26 protein-coding genes are annotated in these 26,312 nt (G+C 41.9%); 15 read left to right on the top strand and 11 right to left on the bottom strand.

Going from position 1 to position 26,312, the window contains the following annotated elements; genetic code table 11:
• The first annotated feature begins 128 nt into the window (after window positions 1-128).
• Both ppk1 and ppx read left to right on the top strand, forming a co-directional pair.
• The gene (ppk1, locus tag HUS61_RS15485) at window positions 129-2,210 is read left to right on the top strand and encodes a polyphosphate kinase 1 (protein WP_054563524.1); all 2,082 of its coding nucleotides are present in this window, start codon (window positions 129-131) and stop codon (window positions 2,208-2,210) included.
• Window positions 2,203-3,690, top strand: a complete 1,488-nt coding sequence (ppx, locus tag HUS61_RS15480) for an exopolyphosphatase (RefSeq protein WP_054563523.1) — start codon at window positions 2,203-2,205, stop codon at window positions 3,688-3,690. The genes ppk1 and ppx overlap by 8 nt, the downstream gene beginning before the upstream one ends.
• A 37-nt stretch (window positions 3,691-3,727) precedes the next feature.
• Here the strand turns inward: ppx and HUS61_RS15475 are convergent, their stop codons facing one another.
• The 7 genes from HUS61_RS15475 to HUS61_RS15445 form a co-directional block, all read right to left on the bottom strand.
• Window positions 3,728-4,183 carry a hypothetical protein gene (locus HUS61_RS15475; RefSeq protein WP_054563522.1) on the bottom strand — a complete coding sequence of 152 codons (456 nt, stop codon included), beginning with the start codon at window positions 4,181-4,183 and terminating at the stop codon, window positions 3,728-3,730.
• A gap of 142 nt (window positions 4,184-4,325) precedes the next feature.
• Window positions 4,326-7,430: an efflux RND transporter permease subunit gene (locus tag HUS61_RS15470; protein WP_175083032.1), complete on the bottom strand. Its 3,105-nt coding sequence runs from the start codon at window positions 7,428-7,430 to the stop codon at window positions 4,326-4,328.
• Window positions 7,427-8,884, bottom strand: coding sequence for an efflux RND transporter periplasmic adaptor subunit (locus HUS61_RS15465; RefSeq protein WP_175083033.1), 1,458 nt, complete (start codon window positions 8,882-8,884; stop codon window positions 7,427-7,429). Before HUS61_RS15465 ends, HUS61_RS15470 begins: the two co-directional genes overlap by 4 nt.
• Window positions 8,877-10,199, bottom strand: a complete 1,323-nt coding sequence (locus tag HUS61_RS15460; protein WP_175083034.1) for a TolC family protein — start codon at window positions 10,197-10,199, stop codon at window positions 8,877-8,879. The genes HUS61_RS15465 and HUS61_RS15460 overlap by 8 nt, the downstream gene beginning before the upstream one ends.
• Before the next feature lie 95 nt (window positions 10,200-10,294).
• Window positions 10,295-10,657 (bottom strand): hypothetical protein, encoded by a 363-nt coding sequence (locus tag HUS61_RS15455; protein WP_175083035.1) that lies wholly within the window; start codon window positions 10,655-10,657, stop codon window positions 10,295-10,297.
• 43 nt (window positions 10,658-10,700) lie between these two features.
• On the bottom strand, window positions 10,701-11,315 hold the full coding sequence (locus HUS61_RS15450) for a paraquat-inducible protein A (RefSeq protein WP_175079148.1): 615 nt from the start codon (window positions 11,313-11,315) through the stop codon (window positions 10,701-10,703).
• A 54-nt stretch (window positions 11,316-11,369) separates the two neighbouring features.
• On the bottom strand, window positions 11,370-12,647 hold the full coding sequence (locus tag HUS61_RS15445; RefSeq protein WP_258536028.1) for an EAL and HDOD domain-containing protein: 1,278 nt from the start codon (window positions 12,645-12,647) through the stop codon (window positions 11,370-11,372).
• 183 nt (window positions 12,648-12,830) lie between these two features.
• Between HUS61_RS15445 and HUS61_RS15440 the strand changes: the two genes are divergently transcribed.
• The gene (locus HUS61_RS15440; protein WP_058583950.1) at window positions 12,831-13,397 is read left to right on the top strand and encodes an alkylphosphonate utilization protein; all 567 of its coding nucleotides are present in this window, start codon (window positions 12,831-12,833) and stop codon (window positions 13,395-13,397) included.
• Window positions 13,398-13,547: 150 nt separating this feature from the next.
• Window positions 13,548-14,357: an META domain-containing protein gene (locus tag HUS61_RS15435; RefSeq protein WP_058583951.1), complete on the top strand. Its 810-nt coding sequence runs from the start codon at window positions 13,548-13,550 to the stop codon at window positions 14,355-14,357.
• 55 nt (window positions 14,358-14,412) lie between these two features.
• On the opposite strand, the gene HUS61_RS15430 is transcribed toward HUS61_RS15435, so the two are convergent.
• On the bottom strand, window positions 14,413-15,252 hold the full coding sequence (locus tag HUS61_RS15430) for a 23S rRNA (adenine(2030)-N(6))-methyltransferase RlmJ (protein ID WP_055020897.1): 840 nt from the start codon (window positions 15,250-15,252) through the stop codon (window positions 14,413-14,415).
• A gap of 240 nt (window positions 15,253-15,492) precedes the next feature.
• On the opposite strand from HUS61_RS15430, the gene HUS61_RS15425 reads away from it, so the two are divergent.
• The 11 genes from HUS61_RS15425 (at window position 15,493) to HUS61_RS15375 (ending at window position 23,756) form a co-directional block, all read left to right on the top strand.
• Window positions 15,493-15,723, top strand: a complete 231-nt coding sequence (locus HUS61_RS15425) for a cell division protein ZapB (RefSeq protein WP_054563591.1) — start codon at window positions 15,493-15,495, stop codon at window positions 15,721-15,723.
• Complete coding sequence (locus tag HUS61_RS15420; RefSeq protein ID WP_054563511.1) at window positions 15,723-16,010, top strand: cell division protein ZapA; 288 nt, start codon at window positions 15,723-15,725, stop codon at window positions 16,008-16,010. Before HUS61_RS15425 ends, HUS61_RS15420 begins: the two co-directional genes overlap by 1 nt.
• A gap of 68 nt (window positions 16,011-16,078) precedes the next feature.
• Complete coding sequence (locus HUS61_RS15415; RefSeq protein ID WP_175083036.1) at window positions 16,079-17,065, top strand: MBL fold metallo-hydrolase; 987 nt, start codon at window positions 16,079-16,081, stop codon at window positions 17,063-17,065.
• A gap of 28 nt (window positions 17,066-17,093) precedes the next feature.
• Window positions 17,094-18,590 carry a LysM peptidoglycan-binding domain-containing protein gene (locus HUS61_RS15410; protein ID WP_175083037.1) on the top strand — a complete coding sequence of 499 codons (1,497 nt, stop codon included), beginning with the start codon at window positions 17,094-17,096 and terminating at the stop codon, window positions 18,588-18,590.
• Between the two features lie 63 nt (window positions 18,591-18,653).
• Entirely contained in the window at window positions 18,654-19,142 is a 489-nt protein-coding gene (locus HUS61_RS15405; protein ID WP_054563509.1) for a peptidylprolyl isomerase, read from the top strand.
• A gap of 9 nt (window positions 19,143-19,151) precedes the next feature.
• Complete coding sequence (locus HUS61_RS15400) at window positions 19,152-19,877, top strand: SDR family NAD(P)-dependent oxidoreductase (protein WP_062566629.1); 726 nt, start codon at window positions 19,152-19,154, stop codon at window positions 19,875-19,877.
• Entirely contained in the window at window positions 19,874-20,716 is an 843-nt protein-coding gene (locus HUS61_RS15395; protein ID WP_175083038.1) for an amidohydrolase, read from the top strand. Before HUS61_RS15400 ends, HUS61_RS15395 begins: the two co-directional genes overlap by 4 nt.
• A 95-nt stretch (window positions 20,717-20,811) precedes the next feature.
• Complete coding sequence (locus tag HUS61_RS15390) at window positions 20,812-21,090, top strand: hypothetical protein (protein ID WP_175083039.1); 279 nt, start codon at window positions 20,812-20,814, stop codon at window positions 21,088-21,090.
• 69 nt (window positions 21,091-21,159) lie between these two features.
• Entirely contained in the window at window positions 21,160-21,645 is a 486-nt protein-coding gene (locus HUS61_RS15385; protein WP_175083040.1) for a hypothetical protein, read from the top strand.
• Between the two features lie 180 nt (window positions 21,646-21,825).
• On the top strand, window positions 21,826-23,373 hold the full coding sequence (locus HUS61_RS15380) for a S41 family peptidase (RefSeq protein WP_175083041.1): 1,548 nt from the start codon (window positions 21,826-21,828) through the stop codon (window positions 23,371-23,373).
• 8 nt (window positions 23,374-23,381) lie between these two features.
• Window positions 23,382-23,756 carry a hypothetical protein gene (locus tag HUS61_RS15375; RefSeq protein WP_175083042.1) on the top strand — a complete coding sequence of 125 codons (375 nt, stop codon included), beginning with the start codon at window positions 23,382-23,384 and terminating at the stop codon, window positions 23,754-23,756.
• A 65-nt stretch (window positions 23,757-23,821) separates the two neighbouring features.
• Here HUS61_RS15375 and HUS61_RS15370 read toward each other — a convergent pair whose 3' ends face one another.
• From HUS61_RS15370 to HUS61_RS15360, 3 genes are all read right to left on the bottom strand, one after another.
• Window positions 23,822-24,997, bottom strand: a complete 1,176-nt coding sequence (locus tag HUS61_RS15370) for a mandelate racemase/muconate lactonizing enzyme family protein (RefSeq protein WP_054552450.1) — start codon at window positions 24,995-24,997, stop codon at window positions 23,822-23,824.
• 9 nt (window positions 24,998-25,006) lie between these two features.
• Window positions 25,007-25,774 carry a class II aldolase/adducin family protein gene (locus HUS61_RS15365; protein WP_054552449.1) on the bottom strand — a complete coding sequence of 256 codons (768 nt, stop codon included), beginning with the start codon at window positions 25,772-25,774 and terminating at the stop codon, window positions 25,007-25,009.
• A 129-nt stretch (window positions 25,775-25,903) separates the two neighbouring features.
• Complete coding sequence (locus tag HUS61_RS15360; RefSeq protein WP_054552448.1) at window positions 25,904-26,227, bottom strand: c-type cytochrome; 324 nt, start codon at window positions 26,225-26,227, stop codon at window positions 25,904-25,906.
• Window positions 26,228-26,312 lie beyond the last annotated feature (85 nt).

The following is a 26,312-nucleotide window of genomic DNA, read 5'->3' as shown; positions in this document are numbered from 1 at the left end:
CTAAGCTTTAAAATTAACGACATACATGTCACATAACTGACATGTATGTCATAAAAGTGATAAATACGTCATATAAACGTCATCTGCATCCTCTATATTCTAACTAGCTATAAACGTTGGAAAACCAGATGAACGCATCACATTCTTCTTCTCAAGCCGTTAACTACTTTGCCAAAGAGCTAAGTTGGCTGTCTTTTAATGAACGCGTGCTGCAAGAAGCTAAAGATAAATCTAACCCGATTATTGAGCGCATGCGCTTTTTAGGTATTTACTCAAACAACATGGATGAGTTTTTCCGTGTCCGTGTTGCTGATGTAAAACGCCGAATATTACTTAATAAAATTCCTGATGCGAACTTTGAAGAAGACGAAATACTACTTCATCAGATCCAAAGTAAGGTGCTGCAGCTTGGTAAAAAGTTTAACCAAATTCATAAAGACATTTTAAATGACTTAAACGAGCACAATATTCACGTTGAGTTACCTGAGGAGCTATCTGAATTTCACTTGAGTTGGCTGAAAAAATTCTTCCACGACAATGTGCTGCAACACATATTGCCGATTTTACTCTCTGAAAAGAAAGACTACTCAGATCAAATCAACGACACCATGACCTATTTGTTTGTCGAGATGACCAACCAAAAAAGTCATTATGCCATGATGGAAGTACCAACCGACCGCGTATCTCGTTTTGTTATTTTGCCACCAGAGAAAACTCGCCGTCACAAAACCATTGTGATGCTTGATGACATTATCGCCTACTTTATTCGCGATGTATTTAGCAGCTTTTTTAGCTTTGATGATATTCAATGTTATGCCATCAAACTCACCCGTGATGCCGAATACAACTTAGATGACGAGCTTGAAGAAGGCTTGCTCGATAAAATGTCAAAAGGTCTAAAACAACGTATTTCTGCAGAGCCTGTGCGCCTTGTTTATGACGAGAGCATGCCAGCTGAGATGCTTAAAGTGATGAAAAAGCGCCTTAATATAAGCCAACATGATGCGCTGATCCCCGGCGGCCGTTACCGTAATTTCCGCGATTTCATTGCCTTTCCGAATGTTGGCCGTCAGTATTTAGAAAACAAACCACTGCCTGCATTACAAAGTACGGCTTTTAACAATCACTCAAGTGTGTTTGATGCCATTTCAGAGCAAGATATTTTACTGTATTACCCCTACCACACCTTTAACCACTTACTTGAATTTGTACGCCAAGCAGCATTTGACCCAGATGTAACCCAAATTAAGGTCAATATTTATCGCGTTGCGAGTCAGTCTCGACTTGTCTCTACGCTTATTAATGCCGCCAAAAATGGCAAACACGTAACCGTTATGGTTGAGCTGAAAGCGCGCTTTGATGAACAAAACAATATTGAATGGGCAAAAACCCTAAGCAATGCCGGTGTTAAAGTGATCTTTGGTATTCCTGCGTTGAAAGTTCACAGTAAGTTATGCGTTATTCACCGTAAAGAAAAGAACAACATAGTGAAATATGCCCATATAGGCACGGGTAACTTCCACGAAAAAACCGCCAAAATCTACACTGACTTTAGCTTATTCACCAAGTTTGAGGGCATTAGTGAAGAGTGCGATAGTGTGTTTAAGTTTATCGAAAGCAGCTATAAACCATTTCAATTTGATCATTTGATGATTTCGCCAGTCAACGCACGACAAACTATTATGTCGCTAATTGATGCTGAAATAACCAATGTAGAACATGGTAAGGCTGGTAGAATTACGCTAAAAATAAACAACCTTGTTGATAAAGAGCTGGTTGATCATCTCTACTTTGCCGCAAGACGCGGTGTGAAAATTCGCATTATTGTGCGTGGCATGTGCTCGTTAGTGCCTTCTGCCGTTAACGAAAATATTCGCATTATTAGTATCGTTGACCGCTTTTTAGAGCACCCTCGGGTGATGGTGTTTCATAATAATGGCGACGAAAAGGTTTATATTTCATCGGCAGACTGGATGACCCGAAATCTTGATCATCGCGTTGAAGTAGCCGCACCGATTTATGATGAAAAATTAAAACAGCTTATTATTGATATTCTTGAGCTACAGTTTAAAGATAGAACAAAAGCACGCATAATCGATAGCGAACAAAAAAACAGCTATGTGCGCCGCGGCAATCGTAAGAAAATTCGCTCGCAAATTGCCATTTATGACCACCTTAAGAAATGGGAAAGTAACTATAATAATGAATGATTATCCCTCAATTGCTGCCGTTGATTTAGGCTCAAATAGTTTTCATTTAGTGGTGGCAAGAGAGGTCGATGGCTCTTTGCAAATCTTACACAAAGAAAAGCAGCGCGTTTACTTAGCTGACGGTTTAGATGATAAAAATCATTTAAGCCAAGAAGCAATCGAACGCGCGCTGGCAATTCTTAAGCAGTTTGCGACTACCTTGCAGGACTTCCCCTTAGAGAACGTTAAAGTGGCGGCAACTTACACATTACGCCGCGCTAAAAATATTCATTCGTTCTTAACCCAAGCAAGTAAAGTGTTTCCTTACCCAATTGAAGTAATATCGGGGCAGGAGGAAGCGCGTTTAATTTATCAAGGTGTTGCCCATTACATTCATCACGATGAAAACCGCTTAGTCATTGATATCGGCGGCGGCAGTACCGAACTCATCATTGGCAAACACTTTAAACATAAATTACTTACTAGCCGTAATATGGGCTGTGTTAGTTACACCAAGCAGTTTTTTGCAGATGGACAAATCACTGCTAAGCGCTTTGCCAAAGCTGAAGTTCGCGCAGAGCAAGAACTCGAAGTGATTTTCGCCAACTACTTATCGGCTGGCTGGCAATCTGTGGTGGGAACATCAGGCACTATTAAATCTATCCTTGCCATGATCAATGCTAACGATGCCGAGCAAGAGCTGATTACATTAGAGCGATTATTAGAACTAAAAACTCAGTTTATTGCAGCTAAACAAATAAAAGCGCTACAAATTGAAGGTCTTACACCTGAGCGGCAAGTGAGTATTTGTGGTGGTTTAGCTATTTTAATTGCGATATTTAGGCTGTTTAAAATCGAAGCGTTGCAATACAGCGACTTTTCACTTCGTGAAGGCCTGCTACATGAAATGCAGCAAAAACTCGCCCACAAAGATATTCGCACTAATACCATCGCGAACCTATCTGAGCGTAACGCCATAGATAAAGAGCATGCTAACCGCGTCTCGACAACTGCAAAGTGGCTGTTTGAACAAGTAAAAGAGGCATGGCAACTTACCGATCCTGACTACATCAACTTGCTGGATTGGGCCGCGCAGCTGCATGAAATTGGCTTAGGGGTTAATTCATCAGGGATACATAAGCACAGTGCGTATATCGTTGCGAATAGCCAATTACCTGGCTTTACGCAGCAACAACAAACCTTGCTTAGTTGCATGATCCGTTTTTATCGTAAAAAAATTCGTTTAGAAGAGTTTCCGGCACTGCATACCATGCAGCATTATGAAATATTGCAACTTATTGTGATTTTGCGCTTAGCAGTACTGCTAAATCAAAAGCGTATTACCGATCAAGGTTTTAAACTTGAGGTAACAGCCAAGCAAAATAGTATGTTCTTAAAGTTTCACAATAAGTGGCTTAAAGAACATACCTTGCTTTTAGCTGACTTACAGCAAGAGCAAAAATACCTTAAAAAGGTCGGCTTCTTACTCGATTTTCATTAAGCTGATTAATAGATTAATAGATTAATAGATTAATCGATTACATATCCATATGGCGGTTTGAGCTTTGCATCATTTGCTTAAGGCCTTGATGTTCAAGCTCAAGTAAACGTTCGAGCTTTTCTTTACTTTGCTCTGTATCAGCTCGCGATACCAAGTACTCGTATAAGTCGATTACTTTTTGGTGTTGCGTGGTTAAGTAAACCTGAATCGCCTTTTCATCAATTTGCTGATCTGTGCTGATATCGTTAAAAGTAATTAGCTCTGGGTTTTCAGCAAAATACTCATAGCAATAGGTATCAAGCGTGTTTATTTCAGTAATGGCTTTAAAGCCAACGAGATCTTCTGCTAGTTTCTTCTCATATTGCAGATAATAGTCCACCAGCATTTGATTATGCTCGTCCAGTAAGTCTTTAACACTGTGGAAGTTAGCTGCCATTTGAGTATGAAATAACACGGTCCAATCATAAACTTGTTGTATTGTTTTAACTTGCATGTGCATTCCTTATTAAAATCAATTTAATATGACTTTGCATAAATCACACCAGCAATAAAACCTTTAATTTTCAGTATTTTAAAAATAAAGTGTGTAACTTGCAGCAAGTAAAAGCGTACAAGTTACACAGTGACTGTAAAATTTATAGGTAACGTTTACGCCATATAAAATAAAGCGCAGGTAACAAAAGTAGCGTTAAAACTATGGCACTGAGCATCCCGCCGACCATAGGCGCGGCTATTCGGCTCATCACTTCACTACCCGTTCCAGTGCCATAGAGCACTGGCAGTAGACCAATGATAATGGTAGCAACTGTCATCATCACGGGCCTAACCCGAAGGCCCGCACCATTGATGATTGCTTGGCGCAGCTCTGTAACCGTGAACTGAGACGATTGCGCTTTGGCATCTTGATAAGCTTGGTTGAGATAAACCAGCATGATCACGCCAATTTCCACAGCAACCCCAGCTAGGGCAATAAAACCAACCCCAACAGCAACCGAGAAGTTAAAGCCTTCAAGGTACATCAGCCAAATACCGCCTATCATAGCAAGCGGTAAGGTCAGCATGATCATTGCCACCTCAATAAAGCTTCTAAAATTGAGGTATAACAGCACCACAATGATTGCCAAGGTGAGTGGCAATACATAACTGAGTTTGGCTTTTGCGCGCTCCATATATTCATATTGCCCCGCCCACGTAATTGAGTAACCAGCAGGTAGCTCAAGTTGCTCATGCAGCGCTTGTTGCGCACGCTCAACATAACTGCCGATATCACTGCCTTCAATGTCGATTAAGCTCCAGCCATTAATGCGGGCATTTTCACTTTTAATACCCGGCGGGCCATCTTCGATAAAGACATGAGCTACATCGGCCAATGCGATACGCTGTCCGTTTGGTGTCACTATCGGTAACAACTTAAGCTCTTCTGGCGAGTCGCGATAATCTTGTGGGTAACGCAAGTTAACCGGGTAACGCTCTTGCCCTTCAACCGTTTCGGTCACATTCATACCACCGATAGCAGTAGCCACAACCTGTTGTACATCAGCAATGTTTAAACCGTAACGCGCAGCCTTCTCACGGTTAATATCGACTTTGATGTAGCGACCACCAGCAACGCGCTCTGAATAAACCGAAGCCGTGCCCGGTAAATCTTTTAAGATGACTTCAATTTGCTCACCGATTTTTTGAATTTCGCTCAGCTTTGGCCCTGCTACTTTGATCCCCACAGGCGTTTTAATCCCAGTGGCAAGCATGTCGATTCGGGTTTTGATTGGCATAACCCACGCATTGGTAAGCCCTGGGAACTTAACCAGATTATCGAGCTCTTTTTTCAGTTTCTCGGTTGTCATACCCTCTCGCCACTGTGACTTTGGCTTTAACTGAATAAAGGTTTCGATCATGGTCAGCGGCGCAGGATCTGTGGCAGTGTCTGCACGACCTACCTTACCAAATACCGATTCGACCTCTGGCACACTGGCAATTAGCTTATCGGTCTGCTGTAAGATTTCACGGGCCTTACCAATTGAAATACCTGGGTAAGTAGTAGGCATATACATTAAGTCGCCCTCATCAAGGGGAGGAATAAACTCACTACCAATTTTATTAACCGGGTAAAAGCCAATAGCAGCCAACACTAATGCCAGTACCAGTGTTGTTTTCGGCGCTTTTAATACCGCATTTAACAAGGGTTTATAGGCTGCCACCAATAAGCGGTTTACAGGGTTTTTCTGCTCCGAAATAACTTTACCGCGAATAAAGTAGCCCATTAATACCGGCACCAGTGTAATCGCTAAACCAGCCGAAGCTGCCATCGCATAGGTTTTTGTATAAGCCAGTGGCGAGAACATGCGTCCTTCTTGTGCTTCAAGAATAAACACCGGCATAAAGCTGACAGTGATGATCAATAAACTAAAGAATAACGCGGGCCCGACCTCTGCGGCTGAGTCCATCACTACTTGCCAACGGTTTTCATCGGTCAGTGGGGTTTTCTCCATATGCTTATGCATATTTTCTATCATCACGATAGCACCATCTGTCATTGCACCAATAGCAATCGCTATCCCACCAAGCGACATGATATTAGCGTTTATACCTTGCCAATACATAACCACAAAAGCCGTTAAAATACCCATTGGCAACGTAATAATGGCTACGATCGATGAACGTATATGGAATAAAAACACCACACACACTAAGGCCACGACGATTAACTCTTCAATTAACTTTGAGCTTAAGTTATCAAGCGCTTGGGTAATAAGGTTTGAGCGGTCGTACACAGGGATGATTTCAACTCCCTCAGGTAGGCCTTTTTTGAGCGACTCTAGTTTTTCTTTTACTAGTTTGATGGTTGCTTCGGCATTTTCTCCAAAGCGCATCACTACCACCCCACCGGTTACTTCACCCTCGCCGTTTAGTTCGGCAATACCACGGCGCATTTGCGGCCCAAGTTTTATATCAGCCACATCACGTAATTGCAGTGGCGTGCCATTGGCATTAGTACCCAGCGGAATGGCTTCTAAATCTGCGACACTTTTAATATAACCTGTGCTCGATACCATGTATTCGGCTTCAGCCATTTCTACCACTGAGGCACCACGCTCTTGGTTACCTTGCTTAATTGCTGTTTGAATTAAACTTAGCGGAATACCATAAGCACGCAATTTATCTGGGTCGACATTCACCTGATACTGCTTAACCATACCGCCTACAGACGCTACCTCTGATACGCCCGGCACCGTTTGCAGCTCAAACTTTAAAAACCAATCTTGCAAGCTGCGTAGCTGGCTAATATCGTGCTTACCGGTTTTATCCACCAGCGCATACAAGTAAATCCAACCCACCCCTGTTGCATCAGGGCCAAGTTCAGGCCTTGCTGAGTCAGGTAAGCGAGCACTTACTTGACTCAAATACTCTTGCACCCGACTACGAGCCCAATAAAGGTCGGTGTCTTCATTAAAAATAACGTATACATAAGAGTCACCAAAAAACGAAAAGCCCCTTACCGTTTCAGCTCCCGGCACCGACAACATGGCTGTAGTGATAGGAAACGTTACTTGGTCTTGCACCACTTGAGGCGCTTGTCCTGGGTAAGACGTTTTTACAATAACCTGTACATCAGATAAGTCAGGCAAGGCATCAACTGGGGTATTCTTTAAAGAATAAACCCCAAAGCCCGCCAACATTAAAGACAGCAGTAATACAAAGAAGCGATTACCGACTGACCAACGGATCACGGCAGCTATCATTGCATTTCTCCTTGCATAGGGTGGCTCATGGTCATGATGTCAAAAATCACAAACTCACCGTCTACCAACTTAAAGGTAAAATGCACTTCATCATCGCTTTGTAAACTAGACATATCGATACGCGGCGAAAAATGAAACTCCATGGTTGCAGCCTCGCGTCCCCACTTAGGGATAGCCTCACGACTGATCACGGCCGTTCTGGCTTCGCGGTCAATGCTGTTGATCACGCCATTCACCATTGCGCTCTCACTATCAGGTTCTTGCATACGCATAAAGTCAGAACTCTTACTTGATTCGGAATCTATTAAGAACTGCGCTGAAACCACAACGTTATCGTCTTTCAGTAAGCCTGATAAAATTTCGACATCATGATTATCACTGCGGCCTAGTGTCACAGCCACTGATTTAAAGCGTCCTTCACCTAAATCAATGACAACACGGTCTTGGCTACCGGTGCGGATCACCGCTTCTTTAGCTATCACTAATTGTGGCTCAGTTGGCTTAGTAGTAATACTCACTTCAGCAAACATATTCGGTTTTAATAATCCATCTTGGTTGGCAAAACGTAAGCGCACGCGCAGGGTACGGTTTTTCTCATCAAGGGTTGGGTAAATATAATCGACCTTGCCTTGCCAGCGTTTGCCCGGTAAGTAATCTAAGTTCATGGTAACAGGCAAGCCTTTATGAATAAGCCCTGCTTGACGCTCAAAAACTTCAGCCTCAACCCACACTTCTTCTAGGTGAGCAATACTCATCATGGTTGTGCCCGGTTTCACAAAGAAACCTTCGCGGATATTTAACTCATCCAATACGCCACTTTGCTTGGCATAAAAGGTAATGTTTTGTCTGACCTTTTGGCTTTGCTCTAATCGGGCAATAAAATCGTCAGAAACATTCAGTGAGGCTAAGCGTGCTTTTGCTGCACGTATTAGCACCGCATTATTACGTTTAAGGGCAAGCAATAGCTCTTCTTGTGCATTCACTAGCTGTGGAGAATACAAGGTATAAAGTGGCTCGCCTTGCTTAACTTGGTCACCAGCGGCTTTTACATATAAGGTTTCTATCCAACCTTCGACACGAGGGTGAATGTGCACGAGTTGGTCTTGGTCGTATTGCACATAACCAACCGTATCAACGGTCGTTTGTAATGATTTAAAGCGTACGGGCGCTGTTCTTACCCCTAAGTTATTAACGACTGCTGGTGAGATTCTCACAGTACCAGGGCTGTCTTCAGCGCTACTTTGCTCCTCATAAACGGGGACTAATTCCATACCCATTGGTGATAAACCCGGTTCATCACGGCGGTAATTACTGTCCATAGGCGCCACCCAATATAAGGGCTTTTTCTCAGCGTTTGGCATAGCTTCATGATCTGGCTCAGCTAGTTTATTTACAGCCGTTGCCAATGCCGCACCTACCGCCAAGGCGATAACTAATTTCACTGTGTTATTCATTGCTAGCTCCTTGGCTTTGTGCTGCATTTATTTGGTTATCTTTTGCTGCTGCGTAATAGTTAAGGCGAGCGAGGGTTATTTGTTTGTCTATTTCGATATTCAATGCATCAATTTTTGCGTTAAGTTCGCTGATGCGTGCACGCATCACTTCTGAAAAGTCACCATCATCGTTGGTGTAAGCATTTAAAGTTGCTTCGGCTTGCTCCGCCATTTGCGGTAAAAGCTGCTGTTGATATAGCGCTTTGCGCTGAGCAAGTCGGCTTAGTTGGCTAAGCTCTTTAAAATACTGACCTTGCAGTTTTTGTAGGGTAATAAGTTTGTTGGTTTTTACCGCCTCGGCATTAGCTATTGCCGCATTGACTTGTTGATCTTGACGATTATCAGTAAACAGCGGTAAATCAACACTTACTCCTATAGAGAATAAGTCAGCGCGAGAGTCACCCATCGGGGTATCATCACGATAGCCATAGCCTAGGTTCATACCAAATTGCGGCTTATACGCCTCTTTAGCCACTTGCACTTGGGTGTTTTTGGCACGCATAGCATGATCAATAGCGATAATTGCCGGGTGATTCATCAGCACTTCAGTCACCCCCGATGGCGCAAGCTCTTGATAAGGCATTAGTGCAGCCACCTTGGTATTTTCACCGCTCACTGCACCGTTTAGCATTTCAATAGGTAGCCATTGAGCTAGTCGCTTTTTGGCACTATCAAACTGTTGCTCTAACATCACCAGTTTATCTTCAAGACGAGTCAGCTCTAGCTGGGCGCGAATAATATCCTGCTGGCGAGTCGCACCAAGTGTATTAGCATAGCTTGCCTCTGTAATATCAATAAGCTGATTAAATAAGGCTTTATCTTGGCTGATCAGTTGAATGCTTTTTTGTGCGCGATAGGCATTTAGCCATGCTTCGCTAACAATGGCTTTAACCTGTGCTTGGCGGTCTGCTCTAAGCCAAGGGTATTGTTCAGCCGATTGTTTTAAAGCTTGTTGCTGTAAGGCAAGACTATCACCTCGGCTAAATTGTTGTGACAAGCCCACTTTGAATTGCGTCATACCCTCTTGGTCAAAGGCAAAGCCATCGGTTGGTAAGTTCATGAGTCCAACGGTTAACACTGGATCTGGCAAGGTACCTGCCGCAATGCTTTGCGCTTCTATCGCCTGTTGCTGGTATTTATTTGCCTGTAACCAAGGCTCGTGAGTCAATGCATAATCAATCACCTGATTGAGCGCTAATGGCTCTGCTTTCACTAAACTTGAGGTTATCAATACTGCGCCTAGAGAAAGCGCCTTAATCAATTTGCTGTGAATCATCACATGCTCCAAAAATCTTAAAAATGGTTAAAAAACAATAGATTTTGGGTGCAGAATAAGGAGTATTTCAGCGTTTTACTGAATTTTAGACAGACCTATCCTGCATAAGCAGTAATAGGTGGACGATATAAAGAACTTGCGTGGAAACTAAGCTGGCTGGCGCCTAACACGGTGACTTTTTCTGATTGCTTAATTGATTTAACAACTAAATCATTTAGCGGCAGGAGTGAGTGAGCTGTACAGGCATTGAACGGACACGCACAATCGCTGTTATCCATTACATCTTCATGGCAACAATCCATATCACTCATGTCGCTGCCAGCATTCATATTAGCATGATGTTCCATTTGCATGCTGGCATGTGGCATATCACATACCATAGCAACAGACGCAACTGACTGACCCACAAAAGTGAGCAGCATCATAGCTATCAATAAGTAGCTTGAAAGTCGCGTCATCATCATACCTTAAAAATTAATTGCCCAAATTGTAGCCCGAAATTTACGCGCTCGACAAGGGTTTATCTATTTTTATGCTACTGCTGGCAGCAATAGCAAACAGGCAATAACCAGTAAAATACCAAAAACCATCACCTAATTCGGCATGCATTTTGATTAGCTCGCCCATTTGCCCATCGGCATTACCTGCTAAATAGGCCACGATCAATGCAATCACAAACACATCGACCATGCTCCATTTACTTAGGCCCTGTATGAGTTGACCGAGCAAATGCTTAAATCTATTCGCAGGTAAAAAACAATAAAGCAATTGCATCAGGAGTTTTAAAGTGGGAATAACAATCGAGAACACTGCAACAAGCGCAGCAACAAGGTAGTTTTTGTTATTGGCTAGCTCATTCACGGTGCCCCAAATGCTGCGTGTTTTTTTGTAGGCATCTATTTCACCTTCAAGCTTATCAAGCCCCAACATGCTTGAAGCCATCATTAACACGCTACGGGTATTGCGATCGCCTTCATCGGCAATCATTTCAATACCTGTTTTGGCAAGCTTAGATTTATCGATTTTTCCTTCTAGGGTGAGCACAGGCTGGGTTACACCAGGAATTAGTAACGCCAAGGCAATTAAAATAGCCAGTACTGGAAAAACAACACGCATTAGTTACAAACCTTTTTAATACTCAGAGCCCGCATCATAACGAACTCTGCGCTTTTAGTCTGTAACCGATGATAAGCTTGCGAACACTTCATCGGCATAAGCACGGGCACCGTACATAGCTTGAAAAACCACATCCATCTTTGACGCAGGGCGGATCATCATTAGCAGCTCATGAGCAGTATGCCATTGCTCTTCTTCCATCGCCTTAACAAGTTGTAAGCTCGCACCTTGCATGCCATTAAAGTTTAACAATGCGCTCGAAAGCTCACTACCCAGTGAAAACTCTTTGGCAATGATATCAAGCTCCATATCTAAAATTGCATCTAAAACAGAGAGTAAGCCAACTAAATAACCTTGCTCAGCTAGGTCTTTACCACCAGGTTCAAGCATCAGCGCAATAAATTTAGCTCTTGTTAAGCCCAGTTTAGTTAGCTCTTGCGGTTTATCATTGCCTAACTCGCTCAGCGCTAATACCCGTACAAATTGTCTAATCGCGTCTTCACCAAGGTAAATAACCGCTTGTGAAATCGAACGAATTGTTTGCTGACTATTGCTGATCCGCGCATTAACTAATTTTAAAATGCGTGCTGTAAGGCCTATATCTTTAGCAACCCGTTGTTGAATTGCGTCAAAATTTAAATCTGTTTGCGCAGTACAGTTAAGTAATTCAAGCACGGCAACTTTTGATGGTTCAACATTACCAAAACTTAAAAGCTCTGGCTTGGCAAAAAAGTAGCCTTGAAACAGATCGCAACCAGCCGCTTTTAGTTGCTTAAAATCTTCATAAGTTTCAATGCGCTCCACTATGATAGTGGTTTCTGGGAAGCTGCGTTTAAGCTTTTTGATCATCATGTTGGTTTTGATAATCGGCTGCGTGACTTCAAGCTTAATAAAATCCATCAAAGGCAAAACATCTTGCCATTTATCTGTGCCATCGTAATCATCAAGCGCGAACAAATAGCCTTCTTGTTTTAATTGCTTAACGCGGTTTACTACTTTTGGAATACTAGTAGCCCGCTCCACTATTTCGATAACCGCACTGCGTGGTTGCAGCAACTTAGGAAAGTCATCCAAAATAGCGTCGGTCGATAGGTTGATAAACGCAGGTTGAAAGCCCGTTAGCTTCTCGAGTCCCATCAACATTAACGCATTAAAAAACAGTCGCCCCGTTGCTTGGCCATCACTCGTGCCTACTGGAAAGACATTATCGCTCGATTCTCTATACAATAATTCGTAAGCATATAAACTTCTATCAGCATTAAATATTGGCTGCCGGGCTATATACTGAGTCATGCTCTGACTTTTGTTACCTTCCATACTTAATTCTGACATTCTACTTCTCACTTAGATGTGGCTAACTCCACATTACTATTGTTGTAAGTATAGTGAAAGATGTTTGCCTTGCTAAATCATTATATTCATACCCCTACAATGACTAGGGATATTCCGCTTTGGACCTGCTTTTGCTATAATGCGCTCTGTTTTTCTTACCTTGTTAACTAAAAAGAGCCTCCTATGAGCATTGAACAAGCCCTAATCGAACGCAGTAATAACCAATGTGAACTTTGTGCCGCTACAGATAACCTGTCTGTATACGAAGTGCCGCCTGTTACAGAGGCTCATTCTGATAAATGCATTTACGTTTGCCAAACTTGTAAAGATCAAATCGAAAACAATGCTGATTTGACTGCAAACCACTGGCACTGCTTGAATGACAGCATGTGGAGTCAAACTCCTGCTGTACAAGTTGTGGCTTATCGCATGTTAAAGCGCTTAGCTGCTGATAACGGCTGGGCACAAGATGCACTAGATATGATTTATCTTGAAGAAGACACGTTAAAATGGGCGCAAACAGCCCTAGCTGAAGATGACGATATTAAGCACATCGACAGTAATGGTGTTGTACTTCAAGCGGGTGACACTGTGACACTTATTAAAGATCTTGATGTGAAAGGCAGCAGCCTTGTTGCCAAGCGTGGCACAGCAGTAAGAAACATTGGCTTAACGAGCAACCCAGAACATATTGAAGGCCGTGTTGATGGTCAACGCATTGTTATTCTAACCAAATACGTGAAAAAATAACGAGCACTAAATTTGCTTTTTAAAGCGAATCCGTAATTAAGAAAATGGGCCTAGTGCCCATTTTTTGTTAATTAAGCTATGATTAAGTCAGCGAACTTTATGCTTATTCAATTACAAAGACGCATAACCCTAAAACGCAAGGAAACAATCATGGCTTCGGATACCATCTCATCTTTCAAACGCGCTTCTCTATGCAGTTTAATGATCTTAGGGAGCAGCTTAGTATTAACAGGTTGTGGTGAAGACTCTGCCGCACCACAAGCTGAGCAATCAACAATGAAAACCCTCAATACTCAGGTTATTTATTTAGACCGCAGCATGCTGCCACCGGGTTCAGTATTAAAAGTACAACTTGCTGATGTATCAAAAATGGATGCCAAAGCAGAGGTTATCAGCGAACAAGAAATTGAATTAAATGGTGCACCACCATACAACGTGGCACTTGAGTATGACGAAAGCAAAATTGCTGACCGTCACCGCTACAGCGTGAGTGCACGCATTGAGAATCAAGGTAAATTACTTTACATCAGCACCACTCATAATAATCCATTTGCCGAAGATGCCTCTGGTGATGTGTACAAGGTGACAGTGACAAAAGTATCAGCGAAAAAGCCAGACGTGACATTGACCAATACGTATTGGAAAGCAGTTACAATCAGCGGTGAGGCTATCACCGTTGAAAATAAAGAACCTTTCGTACAGTTTAAAGACGATGGTTCAACCAATGGTCACTTAGGATGTAATAACTTCTCAGGTAGTTACGAGGTTAACGAGCAGACGCTTACATTCAACCCATTAGCAAGCACCAAAAAAATGTGTGTATCACAAATGGATATTGAAGCGGCCATGTCTGCAGCGCTTGCGGCAACAGCTAAGTACTCTATCAATGGTGAACAGTTAACCTTGTTAGATGATAGTGACGAGCCACTTGCGACCTTCGCAGCGACTTATATGAATTAACACCAGTTAAATAAAAAACGCCCAGCAATTGCTGGGCGTTTTTGTATTGCAGAAATTATTCTTCAACTAACTGTTCACTGCGATAAAAACCACTGCTATCGCTTAGTAATGAAACAAGCTCTGGTAATACCGCATCCATTGTTTGCTTTAGTTTCCATGGCGGATTGATCACTATCATACCCGATGCTGTCATACCGTGAACGTCGGTGTCTGCCTCTGTTGCAAGCTCGAAAAGCTGAATGTTACGCATACCCGATGCGATTAAACCCGCTTCCATTCTGTCAATTCGCTCACGATCTACAACCGGATACCAAATCATGTACGTTCCAGTTGCAAAGCGTTTATGCGCCTTAACAAGAGTATTAACAACCGTATCGTAATCGTTTTTAATTTCGTATGGAGGGTCAATAAGCACACAAGCTCGACGTGATGCTGGTGGTAATAAACCAATTAAGCCTTGAAAGCCGTTTTCACCACGTACGCGAATAGAACGCTTACCTTTCATGTTGTCTTGCAGTAACTCTAAGTCACGTGGATGCAACTCAAAGAACCAACCGTTATCTTGGCGACGTAAAAAGTGCTCTGCAATTTTTGGCGAACCGGGGTAAAAGTCTAAATTACCATTTGAGTTAAATGATTTAATCAGCTCAATGTACTCATTAAGTGCATTGTGTTCACTGTTATGCTGCCAAAGCTTAGCAATCCCATCTAAATACTCTTGTGTTTTTTGTGCATCACTGCCTGCAAGTTCAAAAAAGCCAGCACCTGAGTGGGTGTCCACATAATCAAGCGGTTTGTCTTTAATTGTTTGGTATTTAAGAACTTCAGCTAGAACAAGGTGTTTTAGCACATCAGCAGGGTTGCCTGCATGAAAAGAGTGTCGATAACTAAGCATATTTATAAATCGCCAAATGCAAATCTGCATTAAAAATGAATAGCCATATTGTACATGATAAACAGAAAATGATCCTAGCATCTGCCGCTTTGGTGAATCATAAATGAATAAAAAAGCCGCTACGCTGAATTACACCTTAATAATAAATAAAAATCCTCTAAAACGGCCGTAAATGCTGGCATATCAAGACACTTTCCTTTACATTTGCATGACAATAATCACAGTTTTATGAGCGCATTTATGAATAACGAAACTCTTTCCCAACTCGAACAACTGATCGACAAGTTAATTCTTCGCAACAGTGAACTTGAAAGCGAAGTTAAAAGCTTACAAGAGCAAAACTCTAAGCTTTTAGATGAGAACGAAACTCTGCAACTAGAAGTACTAGAAAACGAAGAGAAACAAAAAGATACAAGCAGCACACTAACTGGCCTGCTTGAGAAATTACAAAGCGTTCAACAGGCTAGCTAATGAGCGGCCCACAAAGTCAGCGGGTCACCGTAGAGCTACTAGGTAAAGAACATGAGTTCTCTTGCCCACCTGGGCAAGAACACGCCCTAGTTGCTGCTGCACAAAATTTGAATGACTTAGTGGAGCAAATGAAACAACGCTCATCGGTTCGCAACGACCAAAAAGCGTTGCTGATGGCAGCATTACATTTAAGTCATGAATTGCTTGAAGTAAAATCGCAACAAGCAGAACAAGAGCAACAACATGACAGCTTAATAGATAAGCTCAGCCAGCACCTTAGTATTTAGAAAAAAGCGCATCCTGCGCTTTTTTTGTTTACAATCAATTCTACTAACCACTATCAGAGCGAAACACTATGCGATTTTGTGCTTTTTTGATCTGTCTTTTCGTAAGCTATAGCGCCCAAGCAAGCGTTAGCTGGCATAGCATCACTCCCGAAATCCAATTTCTACAACAACAAAATAAACTGCGTTTTTACGATTCGAATCAAGTGCTGATTGAAGGTAAAGAATGCGCATTAATGTTTGATGCCAGTGGTAACTTTGCCGAAGTAGAAAAGCTCGCAGTGCAGTTAAAAAAACGCTTAAAAACACCATTATGTTATTTAGTAGCGAGCCATTATCATGATGATCATCTGCTAGGCTTGGCCGTTTTACAGGCTGAGTTCCCTGAAGCTAAGCTTATTGTGCATCAGCAAGTAGCAACTGAGTTTGTAGCAATGCAGCAAGCATTGACAGATAAATTAGATGGTTATGAAAAAAGTATTGAATTGAGCTATCAACGCCTTGCCAATCAACCTGAAGATCAACAAGCTATTTGGCGCGACAAACTAGAGCTTGCTAAAAAACGCTTATTTCGCTGGCGAGAGCTCACCTTAAAGCCACCGGCGATTAGCATTACTGAATCAACAAAGCTAAACCTTGGTAATTACCCTATCGTTATTACACCGTATCAGGCGCACACGAAAGGCGATCTCACTTTAAGTGCAGATCAAGGTCGCTTGCTGTTAGGTGGCGATATAGTCGACAGCTTACCCTATCCTGGGCATGGTACATTCACTCGCTGGATAACCACGCTGCAAGGTATCCAAAAAAATACCACACTGACAACAATTTTACCGGGTCACGGCAAGCCACTGACACCTGCTGAACTTGCACTCCCTTTAAGGTTTTTAAAAACCATTCAAGAGATGACAAATTCCTCGCCAGATAAACCAGTGAGTGAATTAATTCCGCTTTTTCCTGCAGAGGTTAAACAGCAATACCAGCTTGATGAAGTGGGCGAAAGAGCGTTTTCTATGTTTCTAGAAGCTGGACTTAAACAAAGCAAATTGTCAAAATAGGGCTAAAATAGTAAAAGGATTTTATTATATGGCTCAAGTAAGTTTGAAATATTTACTTTTGCTGAGCTTATTTATTGGCTTACAAGGATGCCAAGTAACTCAGCAAGAAACAGAACAACAACGGGCAAGGCCGGAGATTTTTAGCCATTATGAGCCCGATTTAACAACCCAACAAGCATCTAGTGAGTTTGTCGATTCAACAGCTGTTGAACCACGTCCTGTTGCTGCGCCCATAGCAGTCAATAATACCCCGCTAGCAAAGCCTCGTTCGAAAGATCTATGGCAGCATATTGCCAACAATTTAACGCTAGTATTTCAAACCAATAAACATACATCTGAACGAGTAAAATGGTATTTAAAACAACCCAATTACCTGATTAAAGTAAATAAACGTGCGGCACCTTATTTGTATCATATCGTCACACGTATCGAGCAACAGAAGCTACCGATGGAGCTGGCCCTATTACCCTTTGTTGAAAGTGATTTTAGACCAACAATACGCTCATCAGAGCAAGCCGTTGGTGTTTGGCAGTTGGTCGGCGCAACGGCTTATCATTTTGGTGTGCAAAGCGACCAATGGTATGACGGCCGCCAAGACATACTCGCTTCAACCGATGCCGCTTTAGCTTATTTAAGTTATTTACATAAACGCTTTGATGGTGACTGGCTACATGCCCTTGCTGCCTATAACAGTGGTGAAGGACGCGTTAAAAAAGCCATCGAAAAAAATAAAAAGCTTGGCAAGAAAACTGACTATTGGTCATTATCATTACCAAAAGAAACCGCTGAATATATTCCTAAACTTTTGGCGCTTAGCTATTTACTAAAGCATCCTGAGCAAGGCTTAAAACGTCCTAAATTAGCGAATAAAGCACTCACCACAGAATTTGATGTTGGCCAGCAATTTGATTTTTCGGTGATCGCTAACTTATCTGGTGTGGGGCATAACCAGCTCCACAAATTAAACCCAGGATATTTAAAAAACCAAAGCTCGCCAAATGGTCCACACACTCTGCTTTTACCTATGGAGCGCCGCACCTTGTTGCAAAGTAAGCTGTTTCGCAACAACTTTGCCGGTGAGTATATAGTGCAAAAAGACGATACCCTTTATGGCATTGCCAGACGCTTTAATATGTCTGTAAAGGAGCTTAAAGCGCTTAATAGTAAAACAAGTAACCTGATAAAAGTCGGTGAACAATTGCGCTTATCACAGCCCCAAACCATGCCGGAATCACTTATGGTTGATTACAATATTAGCCCTTACCTTGAACAGCACGAGGAAGTTATCGCAACCATTGCGGTTGATTACCTAGTCAAACCAGGTGATTCAATTTGGAGTATCAGCCAGCTATACGACGTGCCTCATAAAGACGTTGCAACATGGAATAAACTCAGTGCCACCAGCATTTTAAAACCAGGCACCATTTTGACATTGCACCTACCGCAAGCAAAACCCGCTGAGCCGCAAGTACCAGCCAGCGAAGCCATGTTGTCAGGCATTGAAAGCTCGTTGAAAAAGCCTTGATTGCTCACTCTTTGTGGTTAGCGTAAAATCAGCGCCTATATTTAAATTCTAAAGAGAAATAACATGCAGATCAGTAAAGACGCAGCGGTTGAGTTTCACTACACACTTAGTGAAGCAGGCGAGCAAATCGAATCAAGTAAAGATGGCGAGCCACTTTCATATATCCATGGCACTGAAGGCATGCTTCCTGGTCTTGAAAAAGCCCTTGAAGGTAAATCGGCTGGCGATAACTTTAGCGTAACACTTGAGCCTAGCGAGTCTTACGGCGAGCGCGTTGATAACCTTATTCAACGTATTCCACTTAAGCACTTACAAGGTAACACAAAAGTGTGGAAGCCAGGTATGACTGCAATCGTTCATTCAAACCAAGGTCGTCACCAAGTGACTATCGTTAAAGTGGGCCGTTTCAATGCAGATTGCGATTTAAACCACCCATTTGCTGGTAAAACATTAACGTTTGATGTTGAAGTGATTAATGTTCGCCAAGCAACTGCCGAAGAATTATCACACGGCCACGTGCACGGTGAAGGCGGTTGTGGCCACAGCCACTAAGGGTAAATGATGACAAACGTTGCAATTGTCACTGGTGGCAGTAAAGGTATTGGCAAAGCTATTGTTGAGCGTTTAGAACGTGAAGACTACACAGTATATAACTTAGATATCACCCCGTCTGAGGGCAACTATCGCCACTGTGATGTTAGTGATGTTCAGCAGGTGAAATCAGTTATCGCCGAAATTATTGCCGAGACGGGCCGCGTTGATGCCTTAATTTCTAATGCGGGTCGTCATTTAAGTGCCAGCATCGAAAATACCGATGAAGCAACGTTTGATGCCCTGTTTGCGCTCAATGTGAAAGGTGCCTATGCAGCAATTCAAGCAGTATTACCTAGCATGAAAAGCCTGCAAGGCGGCAGTATCGTATTGGTTGCCTCTGATCAGGCAATCATTGGCAAACCAAACTCGTTTGCTTATAACCTAACCAAGCACGCGCTAGCTTCCATGGCAAAAACGACAGCACTCGATTATGCGGCGTTTAACATTCGTGCTAACGCAGTGTGTCCTGGTACGATAGAAACACCACTGTTTCATAATGCGATTGATGCATATTGTCAGCGCAGTGGTGCCGATAAAGCAGAAATTGTTGCTGAAGAAGCCGCACTGCAACCGCTAGGCCGTTTAGGGCAACCAGAAGAAATTGCTGCTTTGGTGAACTTTTTAATAAGCCCAGAAGCAAGCTTTATTACTGGTAGCTTACAAAGTATTGATGGTGGATACACCACGCAATGAGCGACAAAATTATTGACCCCCATGTGCACTTTTTTAACCTCACTGAGGGTCAATACACTTGGCTACAAGGTAACAATCCCCCCGCTTGGCCAAATCTAGATAAAATAAAAAAGCAAATTACTGCTTCAGAGCTTAAAGCCGCTTGCCCATTTCAACTAGAAGCACTGGTGCATATTGAAGCTGGCTTTGATAACCAAGCGCCAGTGAATGAGCTTAATTGGCTTGCAACGCATTTAAATGACATTCCCTATCGCGCAATCAGCTACAGCGCGATTGACGCATCTAGCAAACACTTTGAAGCGTCACTCAATGAGTTAAAGCACTCATCTTTGGTTGGTATTCGCGATATAACCGAAGGTGATGAAACAAAGCGCTTATTAACTCCTCACTGCCAAGATAACCTAGCCATGCTCGCAAGCGAAAACTTACACTTTGAAGCACAGTTTGAAATTGAAAACATGCAGGTAACCGAGCAGCTTATTAAATATTGCACCGCACTGCCCTCATTACGTGTGGTAATTAATCATTTAGGCTTTATTAGTAATGAGCAAAGATGGCTCGAAGCAATCATTAAACTCAGCCGCTGCGATAATATCGCGATAAAGTTCTCAGGCTTAGAATTCACACAAATTGCCGCAAACAAACACCTTTGGCTGGTTAATAATTTAGTTAAGTACTTTGGTGAAGATCGCGTTATGTTTGCCAGTAATTTCCCTGTTTGCCAGATAAATACCAGCTATACAAACTGCTGGCAGTACTACCACTCACTGTGCTCGCAGTCGAGTTTATGGCATAAACTAAGCTATAAAAACGCCAAACAGTTTTATAAATATAAATAATTTTATAGGTCAATGGCTAAGAAAAAAATTAGGCTTTGCTGAAAGCTTGAAAATATGCTTCCTCAAGTTATAATCAACCAAAATGGAAACAATATATGGATATAACTATTATGAAGTGCCCCTCTATAAATAACTTAGAATTCTCCGAAACAAGTAAGCTAGCCATTAAAGAAATTAGAAGAGTCAAAGCACTTTCTGATTACTTAGCAACGGTAGCTGTATTTGGTACTTTTGCAAACATTTTCGCAGGAAATGGCCCAATAAAGTCTCACTACAACCTTACTCAAACTGACTTTGACTCGTTTTTAAATGGTGTAAAGCAAATACCACAAATAGGAAACTCTGTTATTCAACGTGAAGCTTTAAAGCAATGATGAAGTCAAGCAATAATAAAGAACGTTTGTTTTGGAGAGCATTTTTAAAAGGTTGTAAGAATGATTTATATGAGATTATTAAGTTTACTATTCTTATTTAGCTTACTGCATAGTAAAGCTATCTCAGCAGAAAATTTATTAGCTGTTAAACTAAAAACTGATTACACAAATGCTATTAATGACTTTCAAAATAAATCTAAGCTTTGTGAAGAAGGGAGCGAAGGCTTAGATAGAAAACATTTCCCCAAAGATATGCTTACCAATAAAGATGATCTAAGCATAGTTATTAATTATTTTTATTTTAAGTCTCTTTATAATTGCGTTAAAGAAGAGTTGGTAAACTACTCAATTCAAACAACAAAGGTATTAGCAAAAAATAGCAATGATGAAATATTAAAGATAAATTATTTAATCATGAATATTCCGCTCTCTTTAGATGAGGCAAGAATTGAATTTAACAAGTTACCCAACTCAACGATTGAAAAAGTAAATAAAATAAATCGACTAGAAAAACCATTTGATATGCTTGAAACTATTGATAATTTAAACCTCTAACAACTAGGTTAAAGCCGAACCCTGTATAATTTATAGGGTTCAATAACACATTTTCTTTGAACACTACCACTCGCAGTCGAGCTTATGGCATAAACTAAGCTATAAAAACGCCCGCGAAATCTATCTAATTGCTTAAAAACTAGCTATATTCAGGTCAGTAAAGCTGTTTAGGTTGGTGTTATGTTTGTTCATTTTAAAAAGCCTTTAGCTGCTGTAGCAGTTACGTGTTCGCTTATCATTGCAGGCTGTGGTGGTTCTGGTAGCTCAGAGTCAGGGACTATCGATGCTGCTGATATCACATGGACTGAAGGTGTATTTGAGCCATCAAGTAAGTTTGACCAACAATGCCAAGCACTTAATGAAAAGCACTGGCTACGCGCTTGGAGTCACGAAACCTACCTTTGGTATGACGAAATTGTTGATCGCGACCCTGCATTGACTGACGGTGTTTTAAATTACTTTGCCTTATTAAAAACCCAAAACACCACTGATTCAGGTGCAAATAAAGATAACTTTCATGCCAGCTTGCCAACTGACGAGTGGCAAGCTCAGAGCCAAACGGGGCAGTCTTTTGGTTATGGGTTTAAACTTAAGTTAATCAGTGCCAGCGCCCCTCGCCAAGGGATTATCAGCTACACAGAACCTAACTCACCGGCTGCAAACCTCAATCTGAGCCGAGGCTTAGAAGTCATTGAAGTGGATGGCGTTGACTTTGTTAATGCCAGCACCCAAGCTGAGGTTGATGTATTAAATGCAGGCCTCTTTCCATCAGAGTCTGGCAAGGTGACCTCTTTTGTATTCAAAGACATTAATACCAGCGAAATTCGCGAAGTCACTATGACTGCACAAACTATTACAGGCCAAGCAGTTAGCAACATAAAGACCTTCGCCAATGGTGAAGTAGGCTACTTTCAGTTTAATCGCCATAATGCTGTAGCAGAAAAACCCTTATACGATGCCTTTAATGATTTAGCTGCAAGTAACGTTAAAGATTTAATTATTGATATGCGCTATAACCCAGGTGGGTTCCTGCAAATGGCCAGCCAAGTTGCTTACATGGTAGCTGGCGAAAGCAACACCACAGGTAAAATCTTCGAGCGCACTATTTTTAATGATCAGCATCCAACGTTTAACCCAATCACTGGCGATCGCTTAGAGCCTGTTTATTTTACTGATGAGTTTTTAGGCTTTGCCGAAAACCCAGCTGTCAGCCCAGGAACCCCATTGCCTTCGTTGAACCTAGAACGTGTTTTTGTGCTGACAACAGGCAGCACCTGCTCAGCAAGTGAGGCAGTGATTAATGGCCTACGCGGTGCCGACATCGAGGTAATTCAAATAGGCGAAACAACCTGTGGCAAACCTTATGGTTACTACCCAACTGATAACTGTGATACTACGTATTTCAGCATTCAGTTTACGGGCGTCAATAATAAGGAATTTGGTGAATATGCAGATGGCTTTGCACCACAAAACAGCAACGATAGCGAGTTTCAACCTGTAATGATCCCAGGCTGCGCTGTTGCTGACGACTTCACTCATCAATTAGGCGATGAAAGTGAAGCTATGCTAAGTACAGCGCTTAGCTATCGTGAGACTGGCCGCTGCCCTGCCGCCACTTCAACGATTAGTGAACAAGGGTTTGCACCGGCTATTTTTACAGACACACCGAAAGTGCTTGATACCCGTACTTCTACCTTGCTTCAGCAAAGTAAAATTTTAGAGCAGTAGGAACCTTAATGAGAGCCCAACTAACTAGTCTATTACTGATATCAACGCTGCTAGGCTGTAGTGCTCAAAGCCAAGAGCCAACACCGAAATTACAACATGCGCGGTTAACTGAGCCACAAAGTGAGCTAATAGCAAAAGGGATAGCAAGACTAATGCATAGCAAGCCTATCGCTGTAGCCGATGATGCGTTTATAAATAGTAGTATATTAGTGACTGATAGTATGAATGTACTGGATGCGCAAGGTAACCCGATAATGGGTAAACAGCTAGCTATGCCTGAGCGTTTTGAATTATTAATCAAAAATAAAATGTGTTTTGTGCGCCATTTAGATAGTAAAGCGACTGAGCCACTGCCTTTGGTAAAATGTAAACCGATAAACTAACCTAAACTAAAAAACAGATATAAAAAAAGCCCTTACGGGCTTTTTTTAAAATATATTAGTGAGTATTACTTAATCTCAACACGTTGTGAGCGCATAACGACTTCATCATTTAATTCAATACCGATACCTGGCTCTTCAGATACTTGGAAGAAACCATTTTTAGGTTGTGGATCTTGAATACACAATTCACGGTTCCATTTCTTAATAGCATAGGTATGATGTTCGTGAATTAAGAAGTTAGGAATTGCGGTCTCTAAGTGTAACGAAGCTGCAGTTGCTACTGGGCCGCCACACACGTGAGCTTGAATACGCACATCAAAGATATCAGCATAATCACACACTTTTTTAGTTTCAGTGAAACCACCACACAGGCCTAAGTCTGGCTGTAATACATCAATACTTTGATCTTCTAAGTAAGGACGCACACCCCAGCGATTATACAAACGCTCACCACCTGCAATTGGCACCGCTACTTTGTCAGCAACTTTTGCATGTAATGAATGATTTAAGTAATTCACTGGCTCTTCGTAATACATACAATCGAACTCTTCAGCAATTTCACCAATTTGAATTGCTGATGTCGCGCCTGGTAAGCTGTGACATTCAAAAATAATATCAACCTCGTCACCGACGGCTTCACGAATAGCCTGCATACGCGCACGATATAATTTCATTTCTGCACGAGAAATAATGTTAGTGCGATCGTAATAAGTATTGCCGTTTTTATCGTACTGGATTGGGTCAACTTTTACCGCATCATACCCTTCAGCCATCGCCTTAAGCGCTGCTTCAGCGTATTCTTCTGGGTGAACAAGCGCTTTAAATTCGCTGTCCCAGTCAAACTGTAATTGTGATGCATAAGTACGCAGCTTGTCGTTAACTTTACCACCTAATAGCTGGTAAACAGGCAAGCCTAATGCTTTACCTTTAATATCCCAAAGTGCAGTATCAATGGCGCTCATTGCTGCATACACAACAGGACCGCCACCTAAACCCCAAAAGCTTTCGCGTAGCATTCGTGACCACAGTTTTTCTGTTTGAAATGGGTCATGACCAATTAAAAAGGCATCAGCCATTTCTTTGATCATTGCCGCAGCTGCGCTATGACCTAAATCATAAGCCAGACCCGCTTCACCCACACCGCTAATACCTTCATCGGTGTGAATACGCACAAAAACAGGTGTCCAAGCAGGTCTGTCTGGACAATGAATATCGAACACTTCGACGCGATTAACTTTCATGGTTACTCCTTACTGAGCAAAACTAGGATCAAGACGATAAGCTTTACGCAACATGGCTGGCCAAGCTAACTGGCCACCGGTGCTGCCGCTATGCACGACATTCGCTTGATTATAAATATTATCGATAATAGGTTGTGGTACTGGAATTGCCGTTTGACCACTGGCTTGAATAGCCAATTGAATTTCACAGGCACGCTGCAAATCATAAAATCTCATAAAGGCATCTCCCACTGTTGGGCCAACAGTTAAGCCACCGTGGTTAACCAATAGCATGTGATTAGTAGTGCCTAAATCATCTTGCAAGCGCTTTTTCTCATCACTGTTTACCGCTAACCCTTCGTAGCCATGATAAGACAATGATGGCAATGAGAACATTGAGTATTGGCTAAGTGGTAACAGGCCTTTTTCTTGCGTTGCAACGGCGATGGTTTCTTTTGTGTGTAAATGAATAACACAGTGAGCGTCATCACGAACTTCATGAATAGCGCTGTGAATAGTGAAACCAGCCGGATTAATTTTAAATGGCGTGTCATCAAGAATATTGCCAGCTAAATCCACCTTCACAAGGTTAGATGCCGTCACTTCATCAAAACTAAGACCAAATGCATTAACTAAATAGTGATCTGTGCCCGGTAAACGTGCCGATAGGTGGGTATAAATTAAATCCCCCCATCTAAAGTGCTCAACTAAACGGTAACATGCTGCTAAATCAACACGAAGCTGCCATTCTTGTTCAGATACTTTATTTTTTAAATCGAGTTTTGGTAAGTCAAACATGGAAAACCTTGTATATGTGACACTGCACAAATAGATGTATAGAAGTCTAAATTACTATTAATAGATGATCAATAGGTGATACAAAAAGGCCACATCAATTGATGTGGCCTTTTCACGCTAAAATGGTGTTTATTTTACTTGTGATAAGTAATCAGCAATTGCAGCCATTTCTTCTTCAGATACGTTTGCAACCATTGCTTTCATCGCAGCAGCCATACCGTTGCTACGCGCACCTGACTTAATGTCTTTCATTTGTGCTAGTAAGTACTCTTTATTTTGACCATTTAATTTAGGGTACTGAGGCATGATAGGCGCTTTACCTTCTGCACCGTGGCAAGTTTGGCAAAGCTTAGCTGTGTATAGTGTTGCACCATCCGCAGCCATAGTGTTGAAAGATAGGCTTGCAGCCATTGCAATGCCAGCCCCACATAAAATTTTCGTGATCTTGCTCATTTGTATCTTCTCTTTTTTGACGGGTTATTAAACATTTTCTTTAGTGTAGACCATGATTTAACAATATTGCACCCGAAAATTGTAA

Origin of the sequence: Pseudoalteromonas sp. 0802 (genome assembly GCF_013350085.1) — a bacterium.
Classification (GTDB): domain Bacteria; phylum Pseudomonadota; class Gammaproteobacteria; order Enterobacterales; family Alteromonadaceae; genus Pseudoalteromonas.
The sequence above is the reverse complement of the archived record's forward strand: the minus strand, read 5'-3'. Positions and strand labels throughout refer to the sequence as shown.

Coding starts and splice junctions, on each gene's coding strand:
- HUS61_RS15430 (WP_055020897.1), bottom strand. CDS start 15,252: ATGCTTAGTTATCGACACTCTTTTCATGCAGGCAACCCTGCTGATGTG.
- HUS61_RS15470 (WP_175083032.1), bottom strand. CDS start 7,430: ATGATAGCTGCCGTGATCCGTTGGTCAGTCGGTAATCGCTTCTTTGTA.
- HUS61_RS15445 (WP_258536028.1), bottom strand. CDS start 12,647: ATGTCAGAATTAAGTATGGAAGGTAACAAAAGTCAGAGCATGACTCAG.
- HUS61_RS15425 (WP_054563591.1), top strand. CDS start 15,493: ATGAATAACGAAACTCTTTCCCAACTCGAACAACTGATCGACAAGTTA.
- HUS61_RS15435 (WP_058583951.1), top strand. CDS start 13,548: ATGGCTTCGGATACCATCTCATCTTTCAAACGCGCTTCTCTATGCAGT.
- HUS61_RS15475 (WP_054563522.1), bottom strand. CDS start 4,183: ATGCAAGTTAAAACAATACAACAAGTTTATGATTGGACCGTGTTATTT.
- HUS61_RS15455 (WP_175083035.1), bottom strand. CDS start 10,657: ATGACGCGACTTTCAAGCTACTTATTGATAGCTATGATGCTGCTCACT.
- ppk1 (WP_054563524.1), top strand. CDS start 129: ATGAACGCATCACATTCTTCTTCTCAAGCCGTTAACTACTTTGCCAAA.
- HUS61_RS15450 (WP_175079148.1), bottom strand. CDS start 11,315: ATGCGTGTTGTTTTTCCAGTACTGGCTATTTTAATTGCCTTGGCGTTA.
- HUS61_RS15415 (WP_175083036.1), top strand. CDS start 16,079: ATGCGATTTTGTGCTTTTTTGATCTGTCTTTTCGTAAGCTATAGCGCC.
- HUS61_RS15360 (WP_054552448.1), bottom strand. CDS start 26,227: ATGAGCAAGATCACGAAAATTTTATGTGGGGCTGGCATTGCAATGGCT.
- HUS61_RS15465 (WP_175083033.1), bottom strand. CDS start 8,884: ATGAATAACACAGTGAAATTAGTTATCGCCTTGGCGGTAGGTGCGGCA.
- HUS61_RS15460 (WP_175083034.1), bottom strand. CDS start 10,199: ATGATTCACAGCAAATTGATTAAGGCGCTTTCTCTAGGCGCAGTATTG.
- HUS61_RS15380 (WP_175083041.1), top strand. CDS start 21,826: ATGTTTGTTCATTTTAAAAAGCCTTTAGCTGCTGTAGCAGTTACGTGT.
- HUS61_RS15410 (WP_175083037.1), top strand. CDS start 17,094: ATGGCTCAAGTAAGTTTGAAATATTTACTTTTGCTGAGCTTATTTATT.
- ppx (WP_054563523.1), top strand. CDS start 2,203: ATGAATGATTATCCCTCAATTGCTGCCGTTGATTTAGGCTCAAATAGT.
- HUS61_RS15385 (WP_175083040.1), top strand. CDS start 21,160: ATGAGATTATTAAGTTTACTATTCTTATTTAGCTTACTGCATAGTAAA.
- HUS61_RS15405 (WP_054563509.1), top strand. CDS start 18,654: ATGCAGATCAGTAAAGACGCAGCGGTTGAGTTTCACTACACACTTAGT.
- HUS61_RS15395 (WP_175083038.1), top strand. CDS start 19,874: ATGAGCGACAAAATTATTGACCCCCATGTGCACTTTTTTAACCTCACT.
- HUS61_RS15420 (WP_054563511.1), top strand. CDS start 15,723: ATGAGCGGCCCACAAAGTCAGCGGGTCACCGTAGAGCTACTAGGTAAA.
- HUS61_RS15375 (WP_175083042.1), top strand. CDS start 23,382: ATGAGAGCCCAACTAACTAGTCTATTACTGATATCAACGCTGCTAGGC.
- HUS61_RS15390 (WP_175083039.1), top strand. CDS start 20,812: ATGGATATAACTATTATGAAGTGCCCCTCTATAAATAACTTAGAATTC.
- HUS61_RS15400 (WP_062566629.1), top strand. CDS start 19,152: ATGACAAACGTTGCAATTGTCACTGGTGGCAGTAAAGGTATTGGCAAA.
- HUS61_RS15365 (WP_054552449.1), bottom strand. CDS start 25,774: ATGTTTGACTTACCAAAACTCGATTTAAAAAATAAAGTATCTGAACAA.
- HUS61_RS15370 (WP_054552450.1), bottom strand. CDS start 24,997: ATGAAAGTTAATCGCGTCGAAGTGTTCGATATTCATTGTCCAGACAGA.
- HUS61_RS15440 (WP_058583950.1), top strand. CDS start 12,831: ATGAGCATTGAACAAGCCCTAATCGAACGCAGTAATAACCAATGTGAA.